We start from the raw sequence: 21,151 nt of genomic DNA, 5'->3' as shown, positions 1-21,151 counted from the left end.
TGAAAAAACACTCAGATTGGAATTATTTTTGAAGTCCAAGCAAACTTATGTCTCTTTTTCAAAATGAGTTCGAACATATCCGAGAGCTAAGAAAGATAAGGCTACAACTCCAAGTCCAATAATCAAGAAAGAATAAAGATGGACACTTGGAAGCAAGGTCATCAAACCTTTTGCAATCGGCATAAAGAGAATTGCCAGTGTAAAAATGGTACTCAATACCCTACCCAGATATTCTCCATCAATCTTGGTCTGTACCTGTGTAAAGAAGTGAATATTAAAAATCGTCATAAAGAGTTCACAAATCAGGTTTCCAGAAAAGGTTAAAATATTGGGCAGTGGCAAACCCATCATGAAAACTCCTACTCCTGTTAAAATCAATAAGAACAAAAGTGTATTCATACTTGATTTAAATTTATTTGCTATCAGTGCTCCTATAATTGAGCCAATTGCACCCATGGTTAAGATAGTCGCATAAGCTCCTTCTACTCCATATAGTTTATTTGAAAAAGGAAGCAAAAACTCAAAAGCCGCAAAAAAGAAATTAACGCTGGAAGCCACTAACAGGAGAAAGAAAATCTCTTTTTGATGCCAGATATAGTGCAAGCCATCTTTAATATCCGCAAAAATATCTTTCCCAGTAAAAGATTTCTTATCTTGAACCATTGGTTCTTCTTTTGGAAGTAAGGCCACTAGAACAAATGCTATAAAAAAAGTCAAAGCATCTAGTAAGAGCGTCAGATGGAGACTTGCGAATTGTAAAACCAGAAAAGAGAGTACAGGAGAACTCACGCTGACAACCTGCAAGACCAACTCCAAACGAGAATTGTAGAGGACCAGTTCATCCTTCTCTACCAATTCTGTGATAATGGCCTTATTTGCAGGTCTAGAAAAGGCAAAAGCAATAGCCTGAACAATATTGGCAAAAATCAAAGCTCCAATCATCCAGCTGTCATTCCTTATAAAAGAAATAGACAGACAAAGAATCCCACAAACAAGGTCTGTCGACATTAAAATCCTACGACGAGAAAAACGGTCTGATATAACTCCACCAAAGGGATTGACTAGAATAGATGTGACGAGTTCAGAAATCTGATAAATCCCTAGAACTGTCTGTCCTATCGTTCCCATTGATGCCAACCAAACACTGTTTCCATAATCATAGAGCATATTTCCTATCTTGTTTATAGCTCCTCGACTAATCAACTGTACTGCGTATCGATTCATAAAAACTCCTCTCAAATTTTGAAACTATTGTATCAAAACTTGGAGGAGTTTCTCATTTTTCCCATATTTGGGAAAATTAATCTTTGACAAATTTCTCGTAGTGTTCCTGATAGTAGGCTACTTGCTCTGGAAGACCTAGTAGGTCAAAAATATGCATGGCTTCTTGCATCTGCTTACAACCGACTTTACACTGTCCCTTTTGATACAAGGCAAAGCCTTTTAAATAATGAAAAACATTACGCTCATAAAGCTTAATACCTTTACCAATAATCTTCTCTGTATAAGTCTCAAAATAGCTTGCATTGTCAAAAGAAAGATGCTCTAAACAATGCTGGTAACAATTGAGGGACAAAATCAACACTAATCTCTTATGGCGACCAATCTCTAGGTAAAATTCCTCCCTCTCCATAACTTCTCTACCAATCCGAGTAACATAGTCCACATCGTAGAAACTATAGAGGTTCCCGAAAAGAATCAACTCATACATGGTCCATTCTTCTGTTTTGAAGAGATAATCTGCTACCTTATCCAAATCATTCTGCTTCATCTCATAAGTCGAATCTCTTTGACAAATCAGACCTTGTAGCAAAATCCAGTTCAGCTCAAAATAGAGGGGATTCGTCGAACTCTTAGCCTTTTCAAGTTGTTCTCTTTGAAGCTTTTGAAAACCTGAAATATCATTTGAGTAGTAAAGGGGTACAATTTGTCCCATCATGGCAACATGTTCATGATTATGAAAATTTCTTGCCTTGTCCATGAAATTTTCGATTGTTACATAAATGTTATCCAAAATCTCAAAGAAACGCGAAACTGCTAGATCAGACTCCCCAAGCTCAAAGCGAGATAACTGAGAAGTTGAACAGGACTCCCCTGCCGCCTCCTTTAAAGAATAATTTCCACTTGTCCGAAATTCACGAAATACTTTTCCAAGATGTACCATCTTTACACCTGCTCTGATAATTCTTCCCACTCAAGCATAGCTTCTTCCTGACGATGGCTGATTTTATCCAGTTCAGTCTGTAATTCCATCAGTTTACCTGCATCGTTTGTTTCCAACATTTGTTCAGAAATGGTTTGACTTTGACTTTCTAACTCTTCAATTTCAGCTTCTAGACTTTCGATTTGTCGCATGAGTTTGCGAACTTCTTTTTGACTTTCTTTTTGGGCCTGGTAGTCATTGACTGGACTTACTTCATTTGCTTGATTGTTAGTTGAAGCTTCCTCAGTCTGGCTCATTTCTACTTCTGCTTTCTTCTCAACATAGTAATCATAGTCTCCAAGGTAGAGAGTCGAACCATTCTCAGACAATTCTAGAACATGAGTTGCTACACGATTAATAAAATAACGGTCATGGCTGACAAATAGAAGGGTTCCATCAAAGTCAATCAAGGCATTTTCCAACACTTCCTTGCTATCAATATCCAGGTGGTTGGTCGGCTCATCCAGAATCAAGAAGTTATTGTTTTCCATAGACAATTTAGCCAAAAGCAAACGAGCCTTTTCGCCACCTGACAGCATGCCGACTGATTTTTTGACATCATCTCCTGAGAAAAGGAAGGCACCAAGACGGTTACGGATTTCAACTTCTGGCGTCAGTTTAAAATCATTCCAGAGTTCATCCAGCACCGTATTACTTGGTGTCAGCTTGCTTTGTGTTTGGTCATAGTAACCAACCTCAACATTAGCACCAAAGCGCTTTTCACCCTTGATAAACGGAATCTGGTCCACGATTGATTTAATAAAGGTTGACTTGCCGATTCCATTTGGACCAACGATGGCAACAGCATTCATCTTACGAAGGTCTAGGCTGATAGGCTCTGACAATATTTCCCCATCATAACCAATAGCAGCATTTTCAACAGTCAATACAATATTACCAGACGTTTTTTCAGACTGGAAGGTCATATTGGCTGATTTCTTGCCAGCTTCAGGCTTGTCTAAACGCTCCATTTTTTCCAGTTGTTTACGACGAGATTGGGCACGTTTGGTCGTTGAAGCTCGGACTAGATTGCGATTGACAAAGTCTTCCAGAGCAGCGATTTCCTTTTGTTGCTTTTCATAGTTTTTTGCTTCAGTAGCTAGCTTCTGCTCCTTTAATTCGACAAAACGAGAGTAATTACCCACATAGCGATCCAAAGAATGCTTGGTCAAATCCAGCGTAATCGTTGCAACCTTGTCCAAGAAATAACGGTCGTGGCTGACGATAATGAGGGCTCCGCTATAATTTACCAAGTAATTCTCTAGCCAGGCTATAGTTTCAATATCTAAGTGGTTAGTTGGCTCGTCCAAGACCAAGAGATTGGGCTTCTCAAGTAGCATTTTAGCAAGTGCCAAACGAGTATTTTGGCCACCAGAAAGCTCAGCAATTTTCATCTGCCACATAGATTCGTCAAACTTGAATCCATTCAAAATCGCTCGAATATCAGCTTCATAGGTAAAGCCACCTGCTTGGCGAAAATTTTCAGATAAGCGGTCGTAATCTGACATCAGTTTATTCAAATCATCACCAGACTTTTCACCCATCTCCAACTCCATCTGACGAAGTTGTTTCTCCGTCCGACGTAAGTCATCAAAGACATGAAGCATCTCATCGTAGATGGTATTTTCAGACTCAAAACGGCTATCTTGGGCTAGGTAAGACAGAGAAATATCTTTTTTCTTATTGATTTCTCCACTAGTTGGCTCCTCTTCTCCAACTAAAATCTTCAAAAGAGTAGACTTACCTGCTCCATTTTTCCCAACAAGGGCAATTCGATCTCGTTCATCAACTTGTAGGTTAATATTATCAAAAAGAACCTCTCCTGCAAAAGAACGTTCAATTTTATTAGCTTGTAAAATAATCATACAAACAGTATAGCATGTTTCCCTAAGGCATTCAAGACTTGATAAACCGGCATATGTCACTACTTTTCTGAAAATTATGCTACCGTTTTACTAAAACGCTAAAAAGTGCTATAATGTGAACGGTTAAAACAATTTACAAAAAGGAGAATTTCAATGTCTTACCAAGAAAATTACCAGAAATGGGTTGATTTTGCGGAGCTTCCTGACTACCTTCGTCAAGATTTGGAAAATATGGACGAAAAAACTAAGGAAGATGCCTTCTATACAAATCTTGAATTTGGTACTGCGGGTATGCGTGGCTTGATTGGTGCTGGTACAAACCGCATCAACATCTACGTTGTTCGCCAAGCTACTGAAGGATTGGCTCGTTTGATTGAGTCTAAAGGTGGAAATGAAAAAGAACGTGGTGTGGCAATCGCCTACGATAGCCGTCACTTCTCACCAGAGTTTGCCTTTGAATCTGCTGCAGTTCTTGCTAAACATGGTATCAAATCTTATGTATTTGAAAGCCTTCGTCCAACTCCAGAACTCTCATTTGCAGTTCGTCACCTCAACTGTTTCGCAGGTATTATGGTCACAGCCAGCCACAACCCTGCTCCATTTAACGGTTACAAGGTTTACGGTGAAGACGGTGGACAAATGCCTCCACACGATGCGGACGCTTTGACTACTTATATCCGTGCAATCGAAAATCCATTTGCAGTTGAAGTTGCTGATGTGGAAGCTGAAAAAGCTTCTGGCTTGATTGAAGTTATCGGCGAAGCTGTTGACGTAGAATACCTTAAAGAGGTTAAGGACGTTAACATCAACCCAGCCTTGATTGAAGAATTTGGTAAAGACATGAAGATTGTCTATACACCACTTCATGGTACTGGTGAAATGTTGGCTCGTCGTGCTCTTGCCCAAGCAGGATTTGACTCAGTTCAAGTCGTTGAAGCACAAGCAACTGCTGACCCTGACTTCTCAACTGTAAAATCTCCAAACCCAGAAAGCCAAGCAGCCTTTGCCCTTGCTGAAGAACTTGGTCGTCAAGTTGGTGCGGATGTTCTTGTCGCAACTGACCCTGACGCTGACCGTGTTGGTGTTGAAGTTCTTCAAAAAGATGGTAGCTACCTCAACCTTTCAGGTAACCAAATCGGTGCTATCATGGCTAAATACATATTGGAAGCCCACAAAAACGCTGGAACTCTTCCTGAAAATGCAGCCCTATGTAAATCTATCGTATCAACTGACTTGGTAACGAAGATTGCTGAAAGCTACGGCGCAACTATGTTCAACGTCTTGACTGGTTTCAAATTCATCGCTGAAAAAATCCAAGAATTCGAAGAAAAACACAACCACACTTACATGATGGGATTTGAAGAAAGCTTCGGTTACTTGATTAAACCATTCGTACGTGATAAAGACGCTATCCAAGCTGTTCTCGTCGTTGCTGAGCTTGCTGCCTACTACCGTTCACGCGGTTTGACACTTGCTGACGGTATCGAAGAAATCTACAAAGAGTACGGCTACTACGCAGAAAAGACAATCTCTGTAACTCTTTCAGGTGTCGATGGTGCTGAACAAATCAAAGCGATTATGGCTAAGTTCCGTAACAATGCTCCAAAAGAATGGAACGCAACAGCTATCACTGTCGTAGAAGACTTCAAGGCACAAACTGCTACTGCTGCTGACGGTACTGTTACAAACTTAACAACTCCTCCAAGTGATGTGTTGAAATACACACTTGCTGACGGTTCATGGATTGCTGTTCGCCCTTCAGGTACAGAACCAAAAATCAAGTTCTACATTGCAGTTGTAGGTGAAACCAACGAAGAATCACAAGCTAAGATTGCTAACATCGAAGCAGAAATCAATGCTTTTGTAAAATAAAGTCCTATAAAAGATGAGACCAACCAATCTCATCTTTTTTTCGTATCAAATCTAAGCAATTTTAGAAACTTTATGGCATACTAGACATATCAATGAAAGCGAGGTAATCTCATGGAACAATTTTTAGATAATATCAAAAACCTTGAAGTCACTACAGTTGCGCATGCGCAAGAAGCTCTTGATAAAAAAGAAACTGCAACCTTCTTTATCGGTCGCAAAACTTGCCCTTACTGCCGTAAATTTGCAGGTACTTTAGCAGGTGTCGTAGCTGAAACCAAAGCTCACATCTACTTCATCAATAGTGAAGAAGCAAGCCAACTCAATGAGTTGCAAGCATTCCGTTCACGCTACGGAATCCCAACTGTACCAGGCTTTGTCCACATCGCAGATGGACAAATCAATGTCCGTTGCGACTCTTCAATGTCAGCACAAGAAATCAAAGAATTTGCAGGATTGTAAAAAAGCCACTCATCGAGTGGTTTTTAAATGGTCAAAATTACGTTTTTTCAAGCAAATCTTGTATCATCCGATGCAGTTCTTCGATTTTCTCAGATTGTTTCTCTATTAATATTCTTTGGCCCGATAATTCGTCTTGGAGTTTATCAAGTTTTATCTGTTCATCTGGATTATCTTTTACAAAAAAGTTCGTCAAGGCACTTGTTAACATTCCTATTGTACTAATCCCTACCAACATTAATAAAACAGCTAGCCATTTCCCAAAAAGGGAAACTGGAACAATATCACCATAACCAACAGTGGTTACTGTCACAAGAGCCCACCAAAGACTATCTGAGAAAGATTTTTCTTCAACTACAGATAAAATTGAACTTCCTACTAGAACAATAAAAATATTAACATACAAGATATAAATCAGGCCATTTGTCCGTAAGAATCTACTAATTTTTCTTTCTAATTTACCTGTAAGTCCAATTATTCTAAGTAAACGAGTCAGTTTCAGTAATTTTGTCAGCCTTGCTAAGCGGAAGATACGCCCTAATCGCAATACTGTAAAAATAGCATTTAAAGGAAGGATAGCTAACAAGTCAAAGATATTTTCAAGTATAAACCTCCATTTTGCTTTACTTGAAAAGAACCGCCAACCATAATCTACCACAAACACAAACCAAAGTTGCAAGTCAATAATACTGTATGGAGGACTGTCTAAATCAATCATCTCAGCAAATCCAAGTAATACCAGAATAACAGAGATTAAAGCAAGTAAAATAATTGTTGTATCATAATAATCTGCAAAAAACCATTTTTTCTTCAAATTTTACTCTCCTCACTTTCTATACTGTTATTACTCAACTTTAATTCAATAAATATCTCTCCGATGACCAACTTCTAAAGTAGCAATGACTAATTCATCATCTACAATTTGTACGATAACTCGATAATTACCAATCCTATAGCGCCATTGACCAACGCGATTACCAACCAAAGCCTTTCCGTGTCGTCTTGGGTCTTCCAAAACATTGGTTTGTAAATAGTTTGTAATTAGCTTCTGCGTATAACGGTCCAATTTTTTCAATTGCTTGATGAAACGTCTTGTTGGAACTAATTTATACAAATTATTCATCCTCCAAGCCTAAATCATGAATCATTTCTTCCCAAGTAATGGGTTCAACTCCTTTTTCCAAGTCGTCTAAATACTCTTGATAGGCTAAATCTGCCACACGAGCGTCGTATTCGTCTTCTAGAGCTTCAAGAGTTTTGGTGCGGATAAGTTCCGACAGGGAAACTCCTTCAAACTTAGCCATTGCTTTCATAAATGTTTTATCAGCTTCAGAAACTTTTAATGTAATAGTAGTCATCTTTTGCACTCCCTTTTTTAATGGTAACACCATTGTATTACTTTTTAGGTGTTCAGTCAATATAAAAAGAACACCTTCTCAGCGTTCTTTCTATATATCTGTCAAAGGTGTTGCGGTATCTGGTGAGGTATCATAAACCTTAAAGTCTACTCCGACTCCCAGATCAGCTTGCGCCAGCTGATTGACCATGGTCATGTGAGCCAGCTCCTTGATATTGTTTTCCTTAGACAAGTGACCAAGGTAGATTTTCTTAGTGCGATTTCCTAGCGTCCGAATCATGGCTTCGGCACCATCTTCGTTAGAAAGGTGACCCAGATCCGATAGGATTCGTTGTTTGAGTCGCCAAGCGTAAGAACCTGCTCGCAAAATCTCTACATCATGGTTGGACTCGATAAGATATCCATCCGCATTTTCGACAATCCCTGCCATACGGTCACTGACATAACCTGTATCTGTCAAAAGAACAAAACTTTTATCATCTTTCATAAAGCGATAGAATTGCGGTGCGACCGCATCATGGCTAACACCAAAACTCTCGATGTCGATATCTCCAAAGGTTTTGGTTTTACCCATCTCAAAAATGTGCTTCTGAGATGAATCCACCTTGCCAAGATACTTGCTATTTTCCATAGCTTGCCAGGTCTTTTCATTAGCATACAAATCCATACCATACTTGCGAGCCAAAACGCCTACTCCATGGATATGATCTGAATGCTCATGGGTAATCAAGATGGCATCCAAGTCTTCTGGCTTGCGATTTATTTCAGCAAGTAGGCTGGTGATTTTCTTACCAGATAAGCCTGCATCCACTAAAAGTTTCTTTTTTGGGGTTTCCAGATAAAAGGAATTTCCACTGGAACCCGACGCTAAAATACTGTATTTAAAGCCTGTTTCACTCATTCTAGTCTTCTACTTCGTCCTCCCATACTTCTTCTTTCACTGCATCCTTATCATAAGGGAGCACAATGGTAAAGGTTGATCCCTTACCATATATACTCTTGGCCCAAATAAAACCATTATGTTGTTTGATAATTTCTTTGGCAATAGACAGTCCCAAACCTGTTCCACCTTGGGCACGACTTCTAGCACGATCCACACGGTAGAAACGGTCAAAGATACGTGGCAAATCCTGCTTAGGAATACCCAATCCTTGGTCTGAGATGGATAAAATCATCTGATCATCAGTTGTCTTCATGGTCACTGTGATTTTTCCACCATCTGGAGAATATTTAATGGCATTGTTGAGAATATTATCAATCACCTGTGTCATCTTGTCTGTATCAATTTCAATCCAGACAGACGTAATCGGATAATCTCTAACCAATTCATATTTCTTCTCTTCGTCTGGTCCCCTCATCTTATCAAAACGGTTAAGAATAAAGGTAATAAAAGCTGTGAAGTTAATCAGTTCCACATCTAGATGACTGGTTGCATTATCAATCCTTGAAAGATGAAGAAGATCTGTCACCATCCGCATCATACGATTGGTTTCATCTAGAGATACCTTGATAAAATCCGGTGCCACAGGTTCTGACAAGGCACCCTCATCCAAGGCTTCAAGATAGGATTTTACGCTGGTCAGAGGCGTCCGTAACTCATGGCTAACATTGGATACGAAGAGCCTCCGTTCCCGTTCTTCCTTCTCCTGCTCCGTCGTATCATGCAAAACAGCTACCAAACCTGAGATAAAGCCAGACTCACGACGAACCAAGGCAAAACGTACACGAAGGCTTAGATATTCACCATTGGCATCCTGAGAATCAATCATAAGCTCAGGAACTTGGGTAATCAAATCACGAAGGTCATACTCATCTTCAATCTTAAGCAATTCTAGAATACTTTTATTGAGGACATCTTCTTTCTGAACACCAAGCTGTTTCTTAGCCATGTCATTAATCATGGTAATCTTGCCACGACGATTGGTCGCAAGGACGCCGTCCGTCATATAAGAGAGGATACTATGTAATCGTTTACTCTCTTGTTCCAGATTTTCTTGGGTTAAACGAATTACTTCTGATAAATCATTGAGATTATTAGTAATATTGGTAATTTCAGAGCTTCCCTGCATATCCAATACCTGAGAATAATCTCCTGCAATCAGGTCTTTTACCTTTTGATTGATTTGCTTCAACCGAATATTATCCCGCCGATTTTCTAGCAAAAGTAAGGTCACTACTAAAATAAAGCCAAGTAGAATGAGGATAAAGATAAAATCACTGGTTAAAACTGTATCTTTAATTAGTTTAATCATTATTTCTCATATAATAACCAACACCACGACGTGTTAGGATATACTCAGGACGACTTGGTGTGTCTTCAATCTTCTCACGCAAACGTCTGATAGTTACGTCAACAGTCCGAACATCTCCAAAATAATCATAACCCCAGACCGTTTCAAGCAAGTGTTCACGTGTAATCACTTGACCAATATGAGAAGCCAAGTGGTACAAGAGCTCAAATTCACGGTGGGTTAAGTCTAGTTCTTCACCGTATTTTTTAGCCACATAGGCATCTGGCACAATCTCCAAGTCCCCAATTTGCAAGGGTTGGGTTTTCTTTTCATCTGATTCTTGATTATCTACAGAAACCAAGTCCGTGCGACGAAGAAGAGCTTTAACACGCGCCTGCAACTCACGATTTGAGAAGGGTTTTGTCACATAGTCATCCGCTCCAAGCTCTAAACCGATAACCTTATCAAATTCGCTATCTTTAGCTGAAAGCATGATAATAGGCACACTACTGGTCTTGCGAATGGTCTTAGCAACTTCTAAACCATCAATTTCTGGAAGCATCAAATCCAGAATAATAATATCTGGTTGCTCTGCTTCAAATTGTTCTAGCGCTTCACGACCATTAAAAGCAGTTACAACCTCGTAACCTTCCTTGGTCATATTAAACTTGATAATATCCGAGATTGGTTTTTCATCATCTACAATTAATATTTTTTTCATTTGTTCACCTTTTTCTCTACTATTATATCAAAAAATAGCAAGAAGACATAATAACTAATCTTTGCTACTGTCTAAGTTGGCTTGTGCATAAGCCTGCCAGATTTTTTGTTGGGGTTTGGCAAGTGGGTAATTCTTAAACTCTTCTGGTGAAAGCCAGCGAACTTCTCTATCTGAAAAATCATGGAAGTCAGTCACCTGACCTGCTACAATTTGAACATGCCACTTGCGATGACTAAAGACATGCTTAACAGTGTCAAAATAAATATCAAGCCAATCAACATCTAGGTCATAGTCCTGCTGGAAACTCTCTTCTGGACTGGGTCCAAAATTCACACTTTCTTCTGCAACCTGATGGAAGAGGTCAAACTGCTCCTCTTGCGAAAAGTCATCTACTTCTACCAGTGGGAAATGCCAAAAACCTGCCAATAGCTTTTCACTTTCATTTTTTTCAATTAAAAATTGCCCCTGAGTATTTTTGACCACCAAGGCTTTAAGATAAATTGGGACAGGCTTTTTCTTGGGAGCCTTGATTGGATAACGGTCCATTGTGCCATTCTGATATGCCGCACTAAAGTCCTTAACTGGGCTTTCTTCTGGTCTGGGATTTACAGGCGCCTCAATATCAGATCCTAAGTCCATCAAAGCTTGATTAAAGTCACCTGGCCTTTCTGGGTCAATCAAGATTTCCATCATTGCCTGAAAAATTTTGCGATTGCTTGGAATGCCAATATCGTGGTTGACTTCAAACAGACGTGCCAGCACTCGCATGACATTACCATCTACAGCCGGCTCAGGCAAGTTAAAGGCAATACTGGAAATGGCTCCTGCTGTGTAAGGACCAATCCCTTTCAAGCTGGAAATTCCTTCATAGGTGTTTGGAAATTGACCACCAAAGTCAGCCATAATCTGCTGAGCCGCAGCCTGCATATTACGAACTCGAGAATAATATCCCAGTCCCTCCCAAGCCTTCAACAAACGCTCTTCAGGGGCAGTTGCCAAACTTTCCACTGTCGAAAACCAGTCCAAGAATCGTTCGTAGTAAGGGATAACTGTATCCACTCTGGTCTGCTGAAGCATGATTTCAGATACCCAGATGTGATAAGGATTTTTACTTCTCCTCCAAGGTAAATCTCTTTTATTTTCATCATACCAGTTGAGAAGTTTCTCACGAAAAGAAATGATCTTCTCCTCCGGCCACATGACGATACCGTATTCTTTCAAATCTAACATATCTCTAGTATAACACAGAAGATTCTAACTGTCCTTTTCCTAGTATTAATACTCTTCGAAAATCAAATTCAAACCACGTCAACGTCGCCTTGCCGTAGGTATGGTTCCTGACTTCGTCAGTCTTATCTGCAACCTCAAAGCAGTGCTTTGAGCAACCTGCGGTTAGTTTCCTAGTTTGCTCTTTGATTTTCATTGAGTATAAAAAGCCTCTTCCCAAAGGAAAGAGGACTAAATTTTATTGATGAACAGCTTGAGCTGCTGTGATGAGGGTCAACTTGTAAACATCATCAGCATTACATCCACGAGAAAGGTCGTTAACTGGTTTGTTCAAACCTTGCAAAACAGGTCCTACAGCTGCAAAGCCACCAAGACGTTCAGCCATCTTGTATCCGATATTTCCTGCCTCGATACCTGGGAAGATGAAGACATTTGCTTGACCAGCTACCGTACTTCCAGGAGCTTTCAGAGCTGCAGTTTCAGGAACAAAGGCTGCATCAAATTGCAACTCACCATCGATTTCAAGGTCAGGGCGCAAGTCGTGAGCAATTTTAGTTGCTTCAACAACCTTATCAACACTTTCACCAAAACCTGAACCCTTAGTAGAATAGCTTAGCATAGCAATTTTAGGCTCGATACCAAACATCTTAGCTGTGATTGCTGAATTAATCGCAATTTCAGCCAATGCTTCTGCATCTGGATTTATATTGATGGCACAGTCTCCAAAGAGGTAACGTTCCGTACCACGAACCATGAGGAAGGCACCTGAAGTGCGAGTAACATTTGGACGAGTTTTGATGATTTGAAGGGCTGGGCGAACTGTTGAAGCAGTTGAGTGAATCGCACCTGATACCATTCCATCAACCAAGCCCAGGTAAACCAACATCACACCAAAATAGTTGACATCTTCAACCAAAACCTTGCGTGCATCTTCTTCAGACATTTTGCCCTTGCGACGTTCTACCAAGGCAGCAACCATTTCTTCAAATTTATCGTAGTGTTGAGGGTCGATGACTTCATAACCGTCCTCAATACCTTCAATTTCAAGATAAATTTTAATTTTTTCAGGATTTCCAAGCAAAACGGGAATCACTTCTGTTTCTTTTACCAGGCGTTTAGTCGCTTGAAGAATACGAGGTTCTTCCCCTTCAGGGAGAACGATACGAGCATTTTTACCAACCAAGTTGGCTTTGAGACTTTCAAAAACTTCCATGAGTTTTCTCCTTTAAGATAATAATTATACTCTGAATTAGTTTTTATAGAGTATTAGTTGATAACTGGGTAATAAGGTTACTGAAATCATCCGGCAAGGGACTTTCTAACTGCAAGTCTTGCTCTAAAAATGGATGATAAAAAGATAGGTAATGGCAATGCAGGGCTTGGCGCTGAATTCCATCATCTAGACTACCACCGTACAAGTCATCACCCAACAAAGGAAAACCAATATGAGAAAAATGGACTCGGATTTGGTGGGTTCGACCAGTGTGCAGGCGAATGTCTACCAAGTGAATATTTCCATAAGATGCTACAATCTTATATGATGTATGGGCATACTTTCCACCTTTAGCTACACGTCTGGTAATAATAGAGTCTTCATCACGCGCAATCGGGGCAATAATTTCTCCCTCTGACTCCAAGTATCCATCACCTTTAACCAAAGCAAAGTAGCGTTTTTCAATGGCCTTCTTCTGCAACTGCTTGTCTAGTCGTGCATGGGCATAGCCGTGCTTGGCAAAGAGCATCAAACCAGAAGTGTCCCTATCAAGTCTGGTCACAATGTGAACCTGCTGATTTTCATAGTTTTGCTTGACGTAGTAACCCTTGATAAAATTTGCAATGGTATTGGAGTGATTAACACTAGGAATAGAAGCCACTCCATAGGGTTTGTTCAAGACTAGAAAATGGTCATCCTCATAGAGAATATCCAGTGGGCGCTCGATAGCTTCGAGAGTTTCAAAGCCTTCCTCAGCAGGAATATCAATGATAACTCGGTCTCCAATATCCAATAGATACGTCGCATTTTGTGGTTGATCATTGACCAGTATAGCTCCACCTCGAAACTTAATCTTAGCCAGCAGCCCCTTAGAAACCTCGTGCTTTTTTAAGAAGGTCTTAACCTTGACATGCTCATCTGCGATAAATTCAAACCTCATTCGTCCACCTCGCCGATGAAAGCATCCTTAACACGGTTCCAGAAACTGGTATGGCTAGGTGATGCGACAAAGTGAATCTTATGATGGTCGATTTGATACTCAATTCGCTCAATATTGCGGAAGGAATAAACGCTATTGTCAACCGAAATAGTATGGTAATCGTTTCTCGTCGGGATAAGTTCAATCTTATCCTTCTTAGGCACAATAATAGATGAACCGAGCGTACGATAAACACGATTATTAAGACTGGCAATTTCCGTTAATTGCAAAGCTTCAATGGTAGGGTGTAAAACAGCTCCGCCAAGCGACTTGTTATAGGCTGTACTACCAGTCGGTGTTGAAACTGTTAGCCCATCTCCGCGAAAACGTTCAAAGTGGACACCATTAATCACAACATCCGCCACCATGGTTCGATCAGACCTGCGGATACTGGCTTCATTTAGTGCTCTAAAAATCTTCACTTCACCATTTTCAAGAAAAACCTTCACATTTAGAACAGGGTAAGAGACTCTTGCTCCGGTATCTAGCTGCAAATTAGTCACTAGCTTGTCCAACTCAAAATCACGGTAGTCCGTATAGAATCCCAAATGTCCAGTGTGAACACCAATGAAGCGGACCTTGTCAAGCTGGTTTTCGTACTTATGAAAAGCCGACAAGAGCATGCCATCCCCACCAATGGAGATGACAATGTCCGGATTGGTATCATTGAGTATAAACTGATTTCTCTTCAAACGATCTCGCAATTCATACAAAACCCTTTGACTCTGCGGTTTTCTATTAGCTATCAGGTCAATTCGTTTACCTGTATTCTTCATCTGTATCGTCACTGTTTCCTACACCGTCATTTAATTTTCTACTCAAAGGATCAAAAAGTGCCTGGGCTTCTTGGATATCATCACGAATTTTACCCATTTCTTCATCCAATTGATGGGCAATTTTGGCAGTAATTTCCAGTCTCTTTTTAATTTCCTCTGGGAAATCCCCTTGGTACTTGTAGTTGAGAGAATGTTCTATCGTTGCCCAAAAATTCATAGCCAAGGTACGAATTTGAATTTCCGCCAAAATGGTCTTAGCTCCATTAATGGTATCAACCGAATATTCAACTACCACATGATAGGAACGATAGCCTGAGGATTTTCGATGAGTAATGTAATCACGCTCCTGTATGATCCGCATATCCTGACGTTTGCGCAAAATCTCCACTACTTCCTTGACGTCATCTACAAACTGGACCATCACACGCAAGCCGGCAATATCTTGCAGATCGTGTTCCAAGGTCGCATAAGTAATGCCACGACGAGCCATTTTTTCCTTGATACTTTCAATCGGTTTGACTCGACCAGTCACAAACTCAATCGGAGAATGCTTATTTTGCTTACGATATTGCTTCCGAATACCACGTAGTTTAATCTTTAACTCACCAACAGCTTGAATGTAAGGATCTAGAAATTCTTCCCATTCTAAGGTCATATATTCTCCCTTGTTCTCATATTATCCTTCAAAAATATCTTTGATTTTTTCTCCAGATTCATATACAATAAATACAATGCTTATTATACCATAAATCCGCTTTCAACGATAAAGAAAAGGTAAGAAAAATGAAACATTTAGAAATTGAATTGAAAACACTCTTGAAAAAAGATGAATACAATCGTCTAAAAGACCAGTTCACAGACGTCACTCCTGTTCTTCAAAAAAATTACTACATCGACACTCCTGATTTTGAACTGCGAGAAAAGAAAGTTGCTATGCGCATTCGCACTTTTGAAGACTGGGCAGAATTGACACTCAAAGTCCCGCAAAGTGTTGGAAACATGGAATACAACCAAAAATTACAACTAAAAGATGCTGAGAACTTTCTGGCTAAGGAAGAACTTCCTCAGGGGCTTGTGCTCGATGAATTGGCGAAACATGGTATCCAAACTAATAAGTGGCATGTGCTTGGTTGTCTCACGACGCTTCGCTATGAAATGCAAACAGCTATTGGTCTCATGGCGCTGGATGAAAGTCAGTACTTTGATATTACAGATTACGAATTAGAGCTTGAAGTTGAAAATCATGAGCAAGGGAAACAAGATTTCCAGCAATTTTTAGAGGAAAATCAGATTGATTATCAAAAAGCTCCCTCAAAATTGGTCCGATTTGTCAAAAGCATGAAAAATAGCTGAAATAATCTCTATTTTTTGGTAAAATAGAAAAGATAAAATACAAAAAATTCCAGTTCATATAGCTAGGCAGATATGACTAGGATTTAAAAAGTTTACAGAGGACGGTCTATAATGTCAGATAGAAAAAACATGAAACTTTTCGCACTCAACTCTAACCAAGAGATTGCACAGAAAATTGCTCAAGCTGTTGGTGTCCCACTTGGAAAACTATCATCACGTCAATTTTCAGACGGAGAAATCCAAGTAAATATCGAAGAAAGTGTCCGTGGTTATGATGTGTACATCATCCAATCAACAAGTTTCCCTGTTAACAACCACCTAATGGAATTGCTTATCATGGTCGACGCTTGTGTGCGTGCAAGCGCCCACAGCATCAACGTTGTTCTTCCATATTTTGGCTATGCACGTCAAGACCGCATCGCTTCACCTCGTGAGCCACTTACAGCAAAACTAGTTGCCAATATGCTAGTTAAGGCTGGTGTCGATCGTATCCTTACGCTTGATTTGCATGCCGTTCAGGTTCAAGGCTTCTTTGACATTCCTGTTGATAACCTTTTCACAGTTCCCCTATTTGCAAAACATTACTGCGATAAGGGCTTACTTGGGTCAGATGTTGTTGTCGTCAGCCCTAAAAATTCAGGTGTGAAACGTGCCCGTAGCTTGGCTGAATATCTTGATGCTCCTATCGCCATTATCGACTACCCTCAAGACGATGCAACTCGTAACGAAGGTTATATTATCGGTGATGTTGAAGGTAAAAAAGCTATCTTGATTGACGATATTTTAAATACAGGACGTACCTTCTCTGAAGCTGCTAAAATCGTTGAACGTGAAGGAGCTACAGAAATTTATGCTGTTTCTAGTCATGGTCTCTTTGTCGAAGGCGCTGCTGAACTTCTTGACAATACTAAAATTAAAGAAATTCTTGTGACTGATTCAGTAGCAACAAAAGAAAAAACTCCTAAAAACGTATGCTACATCACTGCTAGTGAGTTAATTGGTGATGCTATCGTCCGTATCCACGAAAGAAAACCAGTCAGCCCACTCTTTGCCTACAACAAAAAGAAATAAGGTGATTCTTTGATTTATTTGGACAATGCTGCCACGACTCCCATGTCAGCAGTTGCTATTTCAGCTATGACCGAGGTTATGCAAGAAACCTATGGAAATCCTTCTAGTATTCATGGTCATGGACGTCAAGCTGGCAAACTCTTGCGAGAAGCCCGTCAGGAACTAGCTCAGTTACTGGGGACAAAACCTCAACATATCTTTTTCACTTCTGGTGGGACTGAAGGAAACAATACTGCCATCATTGGCTACTGCCTTCGTCACCAAGAACAAGGAAAACATATCATCACAACTGCCATTGAGCACCATGCCGTCCTTGAAACCATTGATTACTTGGTTCAACACTTTGGGTTTGAAGCAACCATTATCCAGCCAGAAAATCAAGAAATCACAGCCCAACAAATTCAAAAAGCTTTACGTGACGATACGATTTTGGTTTCTACCATGTTTGCCAATAATGAGACAGGAAACCTACTACCCATTGCTGAAATTGGCCAAATACTCAAGCAACACCCTGCTGCCTATCATGTTGATGCAGTTCAAGCTATTGGTAAAATACCAATTCACCCCGAAGAATTGGGCATTGATTTTCTCACTGCTTCGGCCCACAAGTTCCATGGTCCTAAGGGAATCGGCTTTCTCTACGCATCTAGCATGAACTTTGATTCCTATCTCCATGGTGGAGACCAAGAACAGAAAAAACGTGCAGGGACTGAAAATCTGGCTGCCATCGTAGGTATGATAGCAGCCTTAAAAGAAGACCTAGAAAAGCAAGAAGAACATTTTCAACATGTACAAAATCTAGAAACTGCCTTTCTGGCAGAGCTAGAGGGAGTTCAGTATTACCTGAATAGAGGCGAACACCATCTCCCTTATGTTCTTAATATTGGATTTCCTGGTCAGAAAAACGACCTCTTACTCCTTCGTCTAGATTTAGCTGGAATTTCAATCTCTACTGGCTCAGCCTGTACTGCAGGCATTGTACAATCCAGCCATGTTCTTGAAGCTATGTACGGAGCAAATTCAGAACGCTTGAAGGAATCCGTTCGTATCAGTTTGTCGCCACAAAATACTGTTGAAGACCTACATACCCTAGCAAAAACCTTAAAAGAAATTATCGGAGGTTAGCCATATGGCATTTGAAAAAACCATTCAGTTAAAAAATTGTCGTTACGACTACACTCTTAGCCCTTCTGTTAAAAAATTCACCCTTAAGGATAACACCTTTTTTGAGACTAAGATTGGTAACTATGAATTGACTCGCCTTTTGGAAAAAGTTCCGAACAGCGGTGAGGGATTCCAACTCAAAATCATCATTAACAAGGAACTTACAGGGGCTAAAATCAATATCACTGACAAGTTTGGGCTACGTCTGGTTGATATTTTCAAATCAGAAGACCACCACATTCATCAGGAAAAATTCTATTTTCTCATGGATAGTTTAGTAGAGCGTGGTGTCTTTACAAAATCGGAAAGATAGAGCCAAAATGTTTGAACTGACCTATAAGGACAGCTATCATGTAGAGCGCACTCTCAAGTATGAGGATTACGAGGCTCTCATGCTGGCTCTATCAGGATGTGTGACTCTGCCAGATACACTTTATGTGACTTCTCTGACTTTTAATGGCCAGGAAGTTTACCAAGGACTGGTCGGAGACCTCTACCGTTTTCTATCACATGCAGATTTTTTACATCAAAACTAAGATTTTTCTTAGTTTTTTCTTGTTTTTGTTGATTTTTTCACAATGTTTCTATAAAATAGAAGAATAGAAAGGTTGTGATTTTGTGAAAGATAAACAGTCTGCTATTCCAAAAGCTACAGCGAAAAGACTCTCTCTCTACTATCGAATTTTTAAGAGATTTCATGCAGAAAAGATTGAACGTGCCAACTCTAAGCAAATTGCAGAGGCCATTGGAATTGATTCAGCGACCGTACGTCGTGATTTTTCCTATTTTGGTGAACTGGGTCGTCGTGGCTTTGGCTACGATGTCAAAAAACTGATGACGTTTTTTGCCGATTTACTCAATGATAACTCTATTACCAATGTCATGCTTGTAGGTATTGGCAATATGGGTCATGCCCTTCTCCACTACCGCTTCCACGAACGTAACAAGATGAAGATTATCATGGCCTTTGACCTAGATGACCATCCTGAAGTCGGTACCCAAACTCCTGATGGAATTCCCATTTACGGGATTTCTCAAATCAAGGATAAAATCAAGGATGCTGATGTGAAGACTGCTATCCTGACAGTTCCCAGCGTCAAGTCACAAGAGGTTGCCAATCTCTTGGTGGATGCTGGTGTGAAAGGAATCCTCAGTTTTTCACCAGTCCATCTGCATTTACCAAAAGACGTGGTCGTTCAGTATGTCGATTTGACAAGTGAACTCCAAACCCTCCTCTACTTCATGCGAAAAGAGGATTAGAAAGCGAAAATCATTTTATGAAAAAACCAGTTATTGGGATTACAGGAAACGAAAAAACTCATCCAGATGATGACATCATGATGAGCTACGTAGCAAAAGGCTTTGTTGAAGGCGTTAAAGACGCTGGAGGGATTCCCATCATCCTACCGATTGGTGATCAAGAAATGGCTAGCCACTATATCAGTTTGATTGACAAGCTCATCTTGACAGGTGGGCAAAATGTTGATCCAAAATTCTATGGCGAACCGAAAACCATTGATAGCGATGACTACCACCTTCAAAGAGATATCTTCGAACTGGCCCTAATCAAGGAAGCTATTAAACAGAAAAAGCCAATGTTTTCTGTCTGCCGTGGAACTCAACTCTTTAACGTTGCCATGGGTGGAACTTTGTACCAAGATATCGAAGACCATTGGCAGGATTGTTCTGCCGAGTACACCACCCAACGCTTGGTGACAGAACCTGATACTGTTCTTCGAGAAATCTATGGAGAAATCTCCCATATCAACTCCTTCCACCATCAGAGCATCAAGGATTTAGCACCTAACTTAAAAATTGCAGCTCATGATCCTAAAGATGGTATCATTGAAGCTGTCATGAGTACGGATGATGTCTCCTTTCTCGGTGTCCAATGGCATCCAGAGTTTCTATTTGAAAATCGTCCCAAAGATAAAAACCTCTTTGACTATATCGTTAATGAACTTTAGATTAAATCTGTCTTTTCACGATAGCTAAAATAACTGGAGTGAGATACAATCAAATGGTCCAAGAGGACAATCCCCATCAGGTCACAGGCTTCTTTTACAAGTTTAGTAACTTGATCATCATTTCGGCTAGGCGCTACCGCTCCTGAAGGATGATTATGGACCAAGATGAGTGAAGTCGCCATATGCTTGATAGCATAGTGAAGAATCTCACGTGGTTCAGCAATACTACGAGTAGCTGAGCCGATAAAAATGGTCTGTTGATGGATGATTTGATTTTGAGTATTGAGATAGAGCGCCACCAGGTGCTCTTGTTTTTTATGTCCCAACTCCTGTTGCATCTTCTTGGCAAGCTTTTGGCTACTGAGAATACTTTCCATTTCAAGGGTCTCGTGTTTATGAATACGATGCCCCAGTTCAATCATAGCTTGTAATTCTATAGCCTTAACACGTCCAATACCTGACAGACTCTGCAATTCCTGCAGGGTCATTTTTTTCAAATCCGTTAGACTTGAAAGGTTGTTCAAAACTTTCTGGGCAATTTCAAAAACACTGACTTGACGTGTTCCTGTCCTAAGTAAAATAGCTAGCAACTCTTGATTACTGAGCGCTTCTACTCCTTCCTTAGCTAGTCTTTCTCTTGGTAATAGTGAATCTTCTTGAAATGAAATACTATACATAAAAATCCTCCTCACTTTA

Annotated in this window: 24 protein-coding genes; 9 read left to right on the top strand and 15 right to left on the bottom strand. The window is 40.1% G+C overall.

The window, feature by feature from the left end:
- Window positions 1–45: 45 nt before the first annotated feature.
- The 3 genes from RYK12_RS02135 to RYK12_RS02125 form a co-directional block, all read right to left on the bottom strand.
- Entirely contained in the window at window positions 46–1,224 is a 1,179-nt protein-coding gene (locus RYK12_RS02135) for an MFS transporter (RefSeq protein ID WP_314846659.1), read from the bottom strand.
- Window positions 1,225–1,300: 76 nt separating this feature from the next.
- Window positions 1,301–2,164: a MutR family transcriptional regulator gene (locus RYK12_RS02130; RefSeq protein WP_314846658.1), complete on the bottom strand. Its 864-nt coding sequence runs from the start codon at window positions 2,162–2,164 to the stop codon at window positions 1,301–1,303.
- A 2-nt stretch (window positions 2,165–2,166) separates the two neighbouring features.
- A complete protein-coding gene (locus RYK12_RS02125) occupies window positions 2,167–4,068 on the bottom strand; it encodes an ABC-F family ATP-binding cassette domain-containing protein (protein ID WP_314846657.1) in 1,902 nt (633 codons plus the stop codon).
- Between the two features lie 153 nt (window positions 4,069–4,221).
- On the opposite strand from RYK12_RS02125, the gene RYK12_RS02120 reads away from it, so the two are divergent.
- Window positions 4,222–5,940 carry a phospho-sugar mutase gene (locus RYK12_RS02120; protein WP_000121686.1) on the top strand — a complete coding sequence of 573 codons (1,719 nt, stop codon included), beginning with the start codon at window positions 4,222–4,224 and terminating at the stop codon, window positions 5,938–5,940.
- A 111-nt stretch (window positions 5,941–6,051) separates the two neighbouring features.
- Window positions 6,052–6,399: a PedC/BrcD family bacteriocin maturation disulfide isomerase gene (locus RYK12_RS02115; RefSeq protein WP_125393294.1), complete on the top strand. Its 348-nt coding sequence runs from the start codon at window positions 6,052–6,054 to the stop codon at window positions 6,397–6,399.
- Between the two features lie 37 nt (window positions 6,400–6,436).
- Here the strand turns inward: RYK12_RS02115 and RYK12_RS02110 are convergent, their stop codons facing one another.
- The 11 genes from RYK12_RS02110 to RYK12_RS02060 form a co-directional block, all read right to left on the bottom strand.
- Entirely contained in the window at window positions 6,437–7,210 is a 774-nt protein-coding gene (locus RYK12_RS02110) for an ion channel (protein ID WP_314846656.1), read from the bottom strand.
- Window positions 7,211–7,255: 45 nt separating this feature from the next.
- Entirely contained in the window at window positions 7,256–7,510 is a 255-nt protein-coding gene (locus tag RYK12_RS02105) for a type II toxin-antitoxin system RelE/ParE family toxin (RefSeq protein WP_007284771.1), read from the bottom strand.
- Between the two features lies 1 nt (window position 7,511).
- Window positions 7,512–7,754, bottom strand: coding sequence for a type II toxin-antitoxin system RelB family antitoxin (relB, locus tag RYK12_RS02100; RefSeq protein ID WP_049521138.1), 243 nt, complete (start codon window positions 7,752–7,754; stop codon window positions 7,512–7,514).
- 90 nt (window positions 7,755–7,844) lie between these two features.
- Window positions 7,845–8,654, bottom strand: coding sequence for an MBL fold metallo-hydrolase (locus RYK12_RS02095; protein ID WP_000004961.1), 810 nt, complete (start codon window positions 8,652–8,654; stop codon window positions 7,845–7,847).
- A gap of 1 nt (window position 8,655) precedes the next feature.
- Complete coding sequence (gene vicK, locus RYK12_RS02090; protein WP_314846654.1) at window positions 8,656–10,005, bottom strand: cell wall metabolism sensor histidine kinase VicK; 1,350 nt, start codon at window positions 10,003–10,005, stop codon at window positions 8,656–8,658.
- Window positions 9,998–10,705, bottom strand: a complete 708-nt coding sequence (yycF, locus tag RYK12_RS02085) for a response regulator YycF (RefSeq protein WP_000722072.1) — start codon at window positions 10,703–10,705, stop codon at window positions 9,998–10,000. The genes vicK and yycF overlap by 8 nt, the downstream gene beginning before the upstream one ends.
- A 54-nt stretch (window positions 10,706–10,759) precedes the next feature.
- The gene (mutY, locus tag RYK12_RS02080; RefSeq protein ID WP_314846653.1) at window positions 10,760–11,935 is read right to left on the bottom strand and encodes an A/G-specific adenine glycosylase; all 1,176 of its coding nucleotides are present in this window, start codon (window positions 11,933–11,935) and stop codon (window positions 10,760–10,762) included.
- A 235-nt stretch (window positions 11,936–12,170) separates the two neighbouring features.
- Window positions 12,171–13,145 carry a phosphate acetyltransferase gene (pta, locus tag RYK12_RS02075; RefSeq protein ID WP_000451571.1) on the bottom strand — a complete coding sequence of 325 codons (975 nt, stop codon included), beginning with the start codon at window positions 13,143–13,145 and terminating at the stop codon, window positions 12,171–12,173.
- A 43-nt stretch (window positions 13,146–13,188) separates the two neighbouring features.
- On the bottom strand, window positions 13,189–14,085 hold the full coding sequence (locus RYK12_RS02070) for an RluA family pseudouridine synthase (protein ID WP_314846652.1): 897 nt from the start codon (window positions 14,083–14,085) through the stop codon (window positions 13,189–13,191).
- On the bottom strand, window positions 14,082–14,900 hold the full coding sequence (locus tag RYK12_RS02065; RefSeq protein ID WP_000799056.1) for an NAD kinase: 819 nt from the start codon (window positions 14,898–14,900) through the stop codon (window positions 14,082–14,084). Before RYK12_RS02065 ends, RYK12_RS02070 begins: the two co-directional genes overlap by 4 nt.
- Complete coding sequence (locus tag RYK12_RS02060; RefSeq protein WP_070527712.1) at window positions 14,884–15,555, bottom strand: GTP pyrophosphokinase family protein; 672 nt, start codon at window positions 15,553–15,555, stop codon at window positions 14,884–14,886. Before RYK12_RS02060 ends, RYK12_RS02065 begins: the two co-directional genes overlap by 17 nt.
- A gap of 128 nt (window positions 15,556–15,683) precedes the next feature.
- Here RYK12_RS02060 and RYK12_RS02055 point away from each other — a divergent pair, with 128 nt between their 5' ends.
- From RYK12_RS02055 to RYK12_RS02025, 7 genes are all read left to right on the top strand, one after another.
- Window positions 15,684–16,253 carry a CYTH domain-containing protein gene (locus RYK12_RS02055; RefSeq protein WP_314846650.1) on the top strand — a complete coding sequence of 190 codons (570 nt, stop codon included), beginning with the start codon at window positions 15,684–15,686 and terminating at the stop codon, window positions 16,251–16,253.
- 111 nt (window positions 16,254–16,364) lie between these two features.
- Window positions 16,365–17,324, top strand: coding sequence for a ribose-phosphate diphosphokinase (locus RYK12_RS02050; RefSeq protein WP_004254210.1), 960 nt, complete (start codon window positions 16,365–16,367; stop codon window positions 17,322–17,324).
- Window positions 17,325–17,333: 9 nt separating this feature from the next.
- The gene (locus RYK12_RS02045) at window positions 17,334–18,449 is read left to right on the top strand and encodes a cysteine desulfurase family protein (protein ID WP_314846649.1); all 1,116 of its coding nucleotides are present in this window, start codon (window positions 17,334–17,336) and stop codon (window positions 18,447–18,449) included.
- A gap of 4 nt (window positions 18,450–18,453) precedes the next feature.
- Entirely contained in the window at window positions 18,454–18,801 is a 348-nt protein-coding gene (locus RYK12_RS02040; RefSeq protein ID WP_102211579.1) for a DUF1831 domain-containing protein, read from the top strand.
- Window positions 18,802–18,808: 7 nt separating this feature from the next.
- Entirely contained in the window at window positions 18,809–19,024 is a 216-nt protein-coding gene (locus RYK12_RS02035) for a DUF4649 family protein (protein WP_314846648.1), read from the top strand.
- Between the two features lie 82 nt (window positions 19,025–19,106).
- On the top strand, window positions 19,107–19,748 hold the full coding sequence (locus tag RYK12_RS02030; RefSeq protein WP_000653417.1) for a redox-sensing transcriptional repressor Rex: 642 nt from the start codon (window positions 19,107–19,109) through the stop codon (window positions 19,746–19,748).
- 17 nt (window positions 19,749–19,765) lie between these two features.
- Complete coding sequence (locus RYK12_RS02025) at window positions 19,766–20,455, top strand: gamma-glutamyl-gamma-aminobutyrate hydrolase family protein (RefSeq protein WP_314846646.1); 690 nt, start codon at window positions 19,766–19,768, stop codon at window positions 20,453–20,455.
- On the opposite strand, the gene radC is transcribed toward RYK12_RS02025, so the two are convergent.
- Window positions 20,452–21,132, bottom strand: a complete 681-nt coding sequence (gene radC, locus RYK12_RS02020) for a DNA repair protein RadC (protein WP_268707099.1) — start codon at window positions 21,130–21,132, stop codon at window positions 20,452–20,454. The two genes, RYK12_RS02025 and radC, sit on opposite strands and share 4 nt — an antisense overlap.
- Window positions 21,133–21,151: the final 19 nt, after the last annotated feature.

It is taken from the genome of uncultured Streptococcus sp. (assembly GCF_963518475.1).
GTDB lineage: Bacteria > Bacillota > Bacilli > Lactobacillales > Streptococcaceae > Streptococcus.
Note: the sequence above shows the minus strand (reverse complement) of the source record. Positions and strands in the feature narration are given on the sequence as shown.

Excerpts from the sequence above, each read along its gene's own strand:
- RYK12_RS02135 (WP_314846659.1), bottom strand. The coding sequence starts at position 1,224 with ATGAATCGATACGCAGTACAGTTGATTAGTCGAGGAGCTATAAACAAG.
- RYK12_RS02130 (WP_314846658.1), bottom strand. The coding sequence starts at position 2,164 with ATGGTACATCTTGGAAAAGTATTTCGTGAATTTCGGACAAGTGGAAAT.
- RYK12_RS02125 (WP_314846657.1), bottom strand. The coding sequence starts at position 4,068 with ATGATTATTTTACAAGCTAATAAAATTGAACGTTCTTTTGCAGGAGAG.
- RYK12_RS02120 (WP_000121686.1), top strand. The coding sequence starts at position 4,222 with ATGTCTTACCAAGAAAATTACCAGAAATGGGTTGATTTTGCGGAGCTT.
- RYK12_RS02115 (WP_125393294.1), top strand. The coding sequence starts at position 6,052 with ATGGAACAATTTTTAGATAATATCAAAAACCTTGAAGTCACTACAGTT.
- relB (WP_049521138.1), bottom strand. The coding sequence starts at position 7,754 with ATGACTACTATTACATTAAAAGTTTCTGAAGCTGATAAAACATTTATG.
- RYK12_RS02095 (WP_000004961.1), bottom strand. The coding sequence starts at position 8,654 with ATGAGTGAAACAGGCTTTAAATACAGTATTTTAGCGTCGGGTTCCAGT.
- vicK (WP_314846654.1), bottom strand. The coding sequence starts at position 10,005 with ATGATTAAACTAATTAAAGATACAGTTTTAACCAGTGATTTTATCTTT.
- yycF (WP_000722072.1), bottom strand. The coding sequence starts at position 10,705 with ATGAAAAAAATATTAATTGTAGATGATGAAAAACCAATCTCGGATATT.
- mutY (WP_314846653.1), bottom strand. The coding sequence starts at position 11,935 with ATGTTAGATTTGAAAGAATACGGTATCGTCATGTGGCCGGAGGAGAAG.
- pta (WP_000451571.1), bottom strand. The coding sequence starts at position 13,145 with ATGGAAGTTTTTGAAAGTCTCAAAGCCAACTTGGTTGGTAAAAATGCT.
- RYK12_RS02070 (WP_314846652.1), bottom strand. The coding sequence starts at position 14,085 with ATGAGGTTTGAATTTATCGCAGATGAGCATGTCAAGGTTAAGACCTTC.
- RYK12_RS02065 (WP_000799056.1), bottom strand. The coding sequence starts at position 14,900 with ATGAAGAATACAGGTAAACGAATTGACCTGATAGCTAATAGAAAACCG.
- RYK12_RS02060 (WP_070527712.1), bottom strand. The coding sequence starts at position 15,555 with ATGACCTTAGAATGGGAAGAATTTCTAGATCCTTACATTCAAGCTGTT.
- RYK12_RS02055 (WP_314846650.1), top strand. The coding sequence starts at position 15,684 with ATGAAACATTTAGAAATTGAATTGAAAACACTCTTGAAAAAAGATGAA.
- RYK12_RS02050 (WP_004254210.1), top strand. The coding sequence starts at position 16,365 with ATGTCAGATAGAAAAAACATGAAACTTTTCGCACTCAACTCTAACCAA.
- RYK12_RS02040 (WP_102211579.1), top strand. The coding sequence starts at position 18,454 with ATGGCATTTGAAAAAACCATTCAGTTAAAAAATTGTCGTTACGACTAC.
- RYK12_RS02035 (WP_314846648.1), top strand. The coding sequence starts at position 18,809 with ATGTTTGAACTGACCTATAAGGACAGCTATCATGTAGAGCGCACTCTC.
- RYK12_RS02025 (WP_314846646.1), top strand. The coding sequence starts at position 19,766 with ATGAAAAAACCAGTTATTGGGATTACAGGAAACGAAAAAACTCATCCA.
- radC (WP_268707099.1), bottom strand. The coding sequence starts at position 21,132 with ATGTATAGTATTTCATTTCAAGAAGATTCACTATTACCAAGAGAAAGA.